We start from the raw sequence: 7,221 nt of genomic DNA, 5'->3' as shown, positions 1-7,221 counted from the left end.
TAATATATTTATATAAATTAATATTTGGAGGAAATCATATGAAAAAAATATTTATTTCTATATGTATGATTGTATCTATATTTATGCTAACTGGATGCGTAAATTCAGATATAACACTTAATATAGATAAAAAAGGAAATGCAAGTGTTACAGCACAAATTTTAAGCAGTGATTATCTAATGGAGGGTATAAATGAGCAAGACTTAAAATCAAATTACGATAATGTTGAGAAAATAACAGAATCAGGCAAAACAGGATATAAAATAACTGAAAACTTAGGAAATATTGCTAACTTAAAACAAAACAATAGTAAGGGAATCAAAAAGTTTGGAGATTTAGTAAGTGTAAAAAAAGAAGATAGCTTTTTATCTAACACATACGATATAAATATAAAATTAAAAGACTATATAAACAAAAACATGAGTAAAGAAGAAATGGGAATGTTAAATTTATTTGGATCAGGATTTGATTTGAATTTCAATTTAAATACACCTATAGAATTAGTAGAATCAAATGCTAATTCAAACTCAAAAAAAGATGGAATATATAAATATAACTGGAATTTAAACTTATCAAACTTAGAAAATATACATGTAAAAGCAAAAATTCCAAATGTACAAAATATAGTGATAATATCTATTTTAGGAATAGTTTTAATTTTAGGCCTAGCCATATTTATTCTTAAAAAAAGAAAAAATATGAATAACAAATAATAAAAATTATGTTGTACATCATAAAAATGTCTGCTATAATTACAGTGAATTAAACAGATAATATTCACTAAATAGTGAATATTGTCTGTTAAAAAAACTTAATAGGCAAAATTAGGGAAATCTAATGACGCAAAGCTATAGGGGCTAAGGTATGTTTATACATATTATGCCAGCCAGTTGCCAAAGAGTATACATACTTTTTGTTTTTATACGGCATTATTATATGTCTTATTAACTATACCATTAAACTACTCTTTAGGAGTGGTTTTTTTTGTTAAGTAAAAAACAAAGGTTAATAAGATGCATAAGAGTGTGAGATTATAAGCGTCTAGTTTTTATATCAAGATTAACCTAGTATAGCCCAATTGGAGGGAAAGAATGAAAAATTTAAAAAGATTAAGGAAACGCAGAAGTAAAGTGCTAGTAGCTATAATGATGTCTATGCTTATAACACAAGGGTTATATTCAAGTGATAGCATAATTGTAAGTGCGCAAGAACAAACTGCGAATCATTCTAAAAACACAGTTAACCATAATCAAAAAAGAAATGTTATGTATTATGGAGACTGGTCAATTTGGGGAGGACAGGAAAACTTTTATCCAAAGGATATACCAGCAGATAAATTAACTCATTTGAATTTTGCTTTCTTAGATTTTGATTCAAATGGAAACTTAAAATTTACAGATAAAGATGCTGCTGTTGGAGCACCTGTAGGTCAAGATGGTGTTCAATGGGGAGCTGCTAATGCTGGTGTATTAAGTGCATTTCAAGAATTAAAAGCAAAAAATCCAAATTTAAAAATAGGAGTGTCTCTTGGAGGATGGTCAAAATCAGGTGATTTTTCTGAAGTAGCTGCAAATCCAGATAAAAGAGCAAATTTAGTTAAAAATGTACTGAAATTTATTGATTACACAAACATGGATTTTGTAGATATTGACTGGGAATATCCATGTGATGTTAGGCAACCTGATTTGGTAGACAACAAAAACGATGAAGGTACACCTAATGCAACTAAAGCAGATAAAGAAAATTATATAAAACTTTTACAAGAATTCAGAACAGAACTTGATAAACAAAGTAGCAAACTAAGTAAGGATTATGAACTATCTGTAGCAATACCTGCGCCTAAGAGCAAAGTCGATTTAGGCATAGATGCAGAAAAACTTTTCAACATTGTAGATTTTGCAAATATAATGACCTATGACATGAGGGGAGCATGGGATGAATATAGCGGTCATCAAACAGCGCTTTATCCAAACGAAAGTGACCCCATAAAGGGGAATAATTTATCAATAGATGAGACTGTTGATTACCTAGTAGATAAAGGCGCTGAAAAAGATAAAATTGTAATAGGGGCAGCTTATTATACTCGTGGATGGGATAAAGTTGAAAAAGGTAATAACAATTCTTTGCCAGGAATTTTTAACAAGGCTTCAATAACTACAAAAGATGCAGATCAGACACCATCAAGAGGAGCTATAAATGAAGCTCCATTAGCGTCAGGAGATGGAGGTCGCATGGGCGGAGTGTGGTCATACAGAAGTTTAGATAAATTAAAATCAAAGTATCCAGGACTAAAAGAATATTGGGATGATACAGCAAAAGCACCGTATCTTTATGATGAAAGTACTGGAAAGCTTTTTACATATGATAATGTAAAATCAATAACAGAAAAAACAAAATATGTAAATGATAATAACCTTGGAGGTATGATAGGATGGATGGCCTCTCAAGATGCTAAAACGGATTCTAGTAAAAGAGATGAATTGACAAAAGCATCTAAAGAGGGACTTTTTGGAAGTGGAAAATTACCACAAAATGAAATAACTTTTTCAAAATTAGATGTTAAAACATCAATAAGCCCGTATGAAGAACAATGGGGTGAAGATAAAAATGGATATGAGATAGCTATAAAAAATAATGAAGTATTAGAAGAGTCACAAGATGTTTTAGCCTCAGTAGAAAAAGGTGCTGAAACTATAAAAGCTCCTAAATTATATATAAAAAGTGATAAAGCTTTAAAATCAGGCGATCACATGGCTGGAAATGTCACTTATGAAAATGGGTACACAATAGTAGATTTACAGTCTGTTTGGGAAGGTAAAAACATAGAACCTGGAAAAACATATACTTTTAAATTAAAGGGAGATGCAAATATATCAGGAATAGATCTTGTTCAGAGGATGTCTGATAATGGGATAGATATGTATAGACAATCCATTCTAGATGATTCAGAAGTGAAACCTCCAGGAAATCAAGCTCCGGCAATAAATGGTGTAGATAATAAGACTATAAACATAGGGGATTCATTTGATAAATTAGCAGGGGTAACAGCTACGGATAATGAAGACGGAGATATAACAAATAAAATAAATGTTATTGGTTCTGTGGATACGAATAAAGAGGGTAGTTATAAGTTAGTCTATTCAGTTGAGGACAGCAAAGGTTCAAAAGTAGAAAAGGAGAGAGTTATAACAGTAGTAAAAAAAGGTGAGGAGCCATCACAAGATACATATGACCCCAATAAAATATACTTAGAAGGGGACTCAGTTATATTTAAAGGCGAAAAGTATATAGCTAAATGGTGGATAAAAGGAGAAGACCCAGACAAATCTCAAGCATGGGAAAAGGTAATAACTCCAAATGAAGATGGAACTATAGATTATTATGAAGGTATGATTTGCAATGGTGGAGAGTATGTAAAATATAATAATCACGTATATAAAGCTAAATGGTGGACAAATACAGTTCCAGGTAGTGATGCTTCTTGGGAATTTATAAAATAAATAATTATTAAAGGGGAGAATAAATATGAAACATTTAAAAAAATTAAATAAAAAAATAGTATTCACATTAATGGTATCTATGGTTATGGCATCAGGAATTTCAATGTATGATGGAATAAAGGTTAATGCACAAGAAAATAAGTCTACGAATATAAGTTATTCAAATAAGAGTGTTAATTTTGGAGTAGGGCAAGGTATTGAGTGGCCAACTCAAGTTAATGCACCTTATGTTGATATGGTTTCTTGGATAACAAAACAAGGGTATACAAATAATGGGACTGTAAATTTAAAAAGAATATCTGAAGATACAGGAGTAAAATTTTTTAATTTAGCATTTATACAATCAACAGGAAAAGTAGAAAATAATAAAGTAAAATGGGGATGGGGTGGATTTTCTGTTTTAAATGAAGACAATAATGACAATACGCAATATCAAGGTATAAAACAGTCAATTAAAGAATTAAGAGATATTGGAGGAGATGTAGTTGTATCATTTGGAGGAGTAAATGGAGAACCGATTTGGGCTACAACTCAAGATGAAAATATCTTATACAATACATATAAAGATATTGTAGATGGATATGGATTAACAAGAATAGATTTAGATATTGAAACACATGGAACACAAGGGGCCTTAGCAAATGCTAAAGCTATAAAGAAAATTCAAGATGAAACAGGAGTAGATGTAGTTTTAACATTACCTGTTTTACCAAGTGGATTAGTTTCGGATGGTTTAAATATTTTAGAAACTTATCTATCTCAAGGAGTAGATATAGAACTTGTAAATATAATGACTATGTGCTATGGAAGTGGAACTTTGTTACCTGGTGAAAATTATGGTACTGCTTCTGTAAGGGCTATTGACAATACTAAAAATCAAGTACAACAGTATTTTAAAAATTATGCAAATATATCTTTAACAGATAGCGAAGCATATAAAAAAGTAGGAACAACTTCATCTATTGGATTTGAAGGAGAAGCTCATCCTATATTTGGAACTGATTGGACTAAGTTAGTTGTAGATCACTCTATAGAAAAAGGATTAGGAATGACATCTTTCTGGTCAATGAATAGGGATGCTATGTTAGAAACTAACAGAGGGGTGACAAGTCAATATCAGTTTACAGATATATATAAAACTTTTGGAGAGGGTGCAGAACCAGGAGATCCTCAAAAGAATCAAGCACCTACATTACATGGAATAGACAATAAAACTATATATGTAGGAGATAAGTTTGACGAATTAGAAGGGGTAAGTGCTGCAGATAGAGAAGAAGGAGATTTAACATCTAAGATAAAAGTAGAAGGTAAAGTTGACACAACTAAAGCTGGAGATTACAAAATAAGTTACTCTGTAGCAGATAGTGAAGGTTTAACAACTAACAAACAAAGAACAATAACAGTTAAAGAAAAGCCAGATCCATCACAAGATACATATGATTCGAATAAAATATATCTAGAGGGAGATTCAGTTGTATTTAAAGGAGAGAAATATGTAGCTAAATGGTGGGTAAAAGGTGAAGATCCAGATAAATCTCAAGCATGGCAAAAAATAGTGACTCCAAACGAAGATGGAAGCATAGATTATTATGAAGGATTAGTTTGCCAAGGAGGAGAGCTTGTAAGATATAATGGGCACACATATAAAGCTAAATGGTGGACAAACACAACTCCAGGAAGTGATGATACTTGGGAGTTAATTAAATAGATAAACAAAAAATAGCTGAATAAATTTCAGTTATTTTTTTATGGTTAAATAAATTATAAATACTAAAAATTGTTAAAAACCTATGATACTTAATTATATAAATACAATATGTTTTGAGCATAAAAAATATTTTAAGCAACGGACGGAGTCGTTTGAGTAACGGGACACGAGTTTACCGAGTGGACGTTGACGACATGAAATTTGAGCGATATGAGCAAAGCGAATTTTTTACGCATACATCCTATAAATTAAAAATCTTTCACAACAATCTTTTTCATACAATCCATGAAGTTTGACCTCTTCATAAAGTAAAAATCCAGTGTTATTTTCTAGAAAATATATATAATCTTCTGAAGGATAATATAGTATTAAATCTACTACTCTTGGAGTTTTTTCATAAGAGTTTAAAATATTATTTACTATTTTTCTAAAGATAGTAACTGAAAATGGATTGAAAAAATAGAATTTGTTTTCTACAGCTTTAATTTGGTAATCTTGACCTAAAATACAATTAAAATCTATTTGACTAGAAAGTCGCTTATGCTTGTCTAAGTAATTTTCTTTATTGATTAGGCAATCCTGATAATAAGTTTCATCCATTTCTATACCTGTAGCATTACATTTGAAAAAACTATTAAGATAGAATATAAGTCTGCCTTTGCCGCATCCAAAATCAACTACATTATCCGTTTTATCCATAGTGTATGTTTTAAATAATATATCAAGTGCGATATATGACGTAGCTTGATATGGGTGGTAGTGTGTAACACTAGAATCCCAAAGTTTCTCACCCATAGTATTTATGTTTAATAAATCTTCATAAAATTTTTCATCCATAAAACTTCCTCTTTCAAATTTAGTTAAATTTTAAAATCAAAACACAAATAACATTATACATAATATTTATAATATTATGCACATGACTTTTAGTTTTTGTAGATTTTATGTATAATATAAGAGTAATATATAAATTAAAAATTGTGAACGGCGATTTTTATAAAGTTTATTATACAATAGGAGGGATTAGATGGTTAAATTAATAGCAACGGATATGGATGGGACATTACTAAATAGTAATCATGAAATTCCAAAAGATTTTAAAGACACTATAAGGGCTTTAAAAGAAAAAGATGTAATGTTTGCTATATCTACAGGAAGAAACTATTTAGATATATCTTATCAATTTGATGATTATAAAAAGGAACTATTATTTATTTGTGAAAATGGAACAGGAATATACTATAAAGATGAATGTATATATTCAAAGTTTCTGGAAAAGGATACCATAAAACAATTGGTAGAACTTGGGCGTGAAGTAGAGAATGCATATCCTATGTTATGCGGGACTAAGGGGCTATATTTAGAAGATGAAGAAGCTTTAAAACAGTTAAATATACTTTTCCCTATGAATGTGCCAGTTACAAAGGTAGATTCATTATTAGATGTGGAAGATGGAATATTTAAAGTTAATATGTTTGATTTAACTGATGCCGAAACTAACAGCTATGAAATATTTAAAAATGCGAATATCGAAGGAGTAACATTAACTCCTTCAGGAAGATATTGGTTAGACATATCTAGTTTTGGAACAAATAAAGGACTTGCAATTAAAAAAGTGCAAGACATGTTTGATATAGATTATAAAGAAACTATGGTCTTTGGTGATCATTTAAATGACTTAGAGATGATGAAGAGCGCTTATTATAGTTATGCGATGAAAAATGGTCATGAAGATGTAAAAGAGATTGCGAACTTTGAAACTAAATACACAAATGAAGAATGTGGTGTAACGAAGACTATAAAAGAAGAAGTTTTACAAGCTAAGGAACTAGCATAATATAAATTAAAAATAATGAGGGTTATTTAACCCTCATTATTTTTTTGTATCGTAAGGTTTTATATTTCTATAACCGATAGTTGGCAACCTTCTCACCTATCTTTTAGTATAGTATGTATTATATTTAACGAAATTTTACATGGAATAAATATTAAAAAGTATTATAAGACAGGAGA

Annotated in this window: 5 protein-coding genes and 1 riboswitch; of the genes, 4 read left to right on the top strand and 1 reads right to left on the bottom strand. The window is 30.0% G+C overall.

Translation table 11 applies throughout. From position 1 onward, the window contains the following. The first annotated feature begins 38 nt into the window (after nucleotides 1-38). The 3 genes from VN21_RS02620 to VN21_RS02610 all read left to right on the top strand — a co-directional run bounded on the left by VN21_RS02620 (nucleotide 39) and on the right by VN21_RS02610 (nucleotide 5,208). Entirely contained in the window at nucleotides 39-713 is a 675-nt protein-coding gene (locus tag VN21_RS02620) for an LPXTG cell wall anchor domain-containing protein (protein WP_046821912.1), read from the top strand. Between the two features lie 94 nt (nucleotides 714-807). Next, nucleotides 808-898: riboswitch (cyclic di-GMP riboswitch) on the top strand. 193 nt (nucleotides 899-1,091) lie between these two features. After that, nucleotides 1,092-3,500, top strand: a complete 2,409-nt coding sequence (locus VN21_RS02615) for a glycosyl hydrolase family 18 protein (RefSeq protein WP_064503597.1) — start codon at nucleotides 1,092-1,094, stop codon at nucleotides 3,498-3,500. 25 nt (nucleotides 3,501-3,525) lie between these two features. Then, entirely contained in the window at nucleotides 3,526-5,208 is a 1,683-nt protein-coding gene (locus VN21_RS02610; RefSeq protein WP_064503596.1) for an immunoglobulin-like domain-containing protein, read from the top strand. Nucleotides 5,209-5,436: 228 nt separating this feature from the next. Here VN21_RS02610 and VN21_RS02605 read toward each other — a convergent pair whose 3' ends face one another. After that, a complete protein-coding gene (locus tag VN21_RS02605; RefSeq protein WP_046821911.1) occupies nucleotides 5,437-6,045 on the bottom strand; it encodes a class I SAM-dependent methyltransferase in 609 nt (202 codons plus the stop codon). Nucleotides 6,046-6,235: 190 nt separating this feature from the next. Between VN21_RS02605 and VN21_RS02600 the strand changes: the two genes are divergently transcribed. Next, the gene (locus tag VN21_RS02600) at nucleotides 6,236-7,045 is read left to right on the top strand and encodes an HAD family hydrolase (protein WP_046821910.1); all 810 of its coding nucleotides are present in this window, start codon (nucleotides 6,236-6,238) and stop codon (nucleotides 7,043-7,045) included. Nucleotides 7,046-7,221: the final 176 nt, after the last annotated feature.

The sequence above is a fragment of the Paraclostridium benzoelyticum genome (assembly GCF_001006285.1).
Lineage (GTDB): Bacteria > Bacillota > Clostridia > Peptostreptococcales > Peptostreptococcaceae > Paraclostridium > Paraclostridium benzoelyticum.
This window is presented reverse-complemented; position numbering and strand designations above follow the sequence as displayed.

Bases quoted from the DNA above. Each gene is read 5' to 3' on its own strand.
- VN21_RS02605 (WP_046821911.1), bottom strand. From the start codon at position 6,045: ATGGATGAAAAATTTTATGAAGATTTATTAAACATAAATACTATGGGT.
- VN21_RS02620 (WP_046821912.1), top strand. From the start codon at position 39: ATGAAAAAAATATTTATTTCTATATGTATGATTGTATCTATATTTATG.
- VN21_RS02600 (WP_046821910.1), top strand. From the start codon at position 6,236: ATGGTTAAATTAATAGCAACGGATATGGATGGGACATTACTAAATAGT.
- VN21_RS02610 (WP_064503596.1), top strand. From the start codon at position 3,526: ATGAAACATTTAAAAAAATTAAATAAAAAAATAGTATTCACATTAATG.
- VN21_RS02615 (WP_064503597.1), top strand. From the start codon at position 1,092: ATGAAAAATTTAAAAAGATTAAGGAAACGCAGAAGTAAAGTGCTAGTA.